The organism is Streptomyces sp. AC627_RSS907, from assembly GCF_019049165.1.
Genome location: NZ_JAGMUE010000799.1, coordinates 1 through 679, shown reverse-complemented (window position 1 = coordinate 679; position 679 = coordinate 1). Strand labels below are relative to the sequence as shown.

Below are 679 nucleotides of genomic sequence, written 5' to 3'. Positions count from 1 at the left end.
CGCGTACGCCGGCGGCGGCCGCCGCGTCCAGCAGCACGGCCAGGCCGTGCACGTTCTCCTCGTAGTAGCGGATGGGCTGCTCGACGGACTCCGCCACCTGCTTGCGCGCCGCCAGGTGCACCACACCGGCCACCTCGTGCTCGGCCAGCACCCGGCCAAGCAGCTCCCGGTCCAGGACCGAACCGCGCACCACGGGCACGTCCGCCGGCAGCCGGTCGGACCGGCCGGCCGTCAGGTCGTCGAGCACCACCACGCGCTCGCCCGCCGCGCGCATGGCCGCGACGACGTGCGCCCCGATGTATCCGGCACCGCCGGTGATCAGCCACATCATGTCCGCACCCTACCGACCGGAAATCGGCGGCCGGAGCGAACGGGCGTTTGGCGCGGGTAGCGGCCATCGACCATGATGATCGCGCAGACCAAGCCGTCGTTCACTCGATCCTTGAGTGAATGCGCGGTGAACGGTCGCCTTCGGTGATCCGATAGCCTCTGCCGACGCCCTGTCCGCCGCAGCCGGGTCGGAGCAGGTCACGACCGCTGCCCGGACACCGCGTGAACCGGCCATGAACCGGCGCGGCCATGCCAGTTGCCAAGGAGTGAGTTCGTCTGTCGACCGCCATTGTGACCGGTCCTCCGGTCGTCGGCCCGTCCGTCGTGGACGACCTGCGGACCCTCGGCT

Annotated in this window: 1 protein-coding gene; it reads right to left on the bottom strand. The window is 71.1% G+C overall.

Annotation, left to right across the window (positions count from 1 at the left end):
- On the bottom strand, positions 1-331 hold a 331-nt coding region (locus KUM32_RS38705), incomplete at its 3' end, for an NAD-dependent epimerase/dehydratase family protein (RefSeq protein WP_217146478.1).
- Positions 332-679 lie beyond the last annotated feature (348 nt).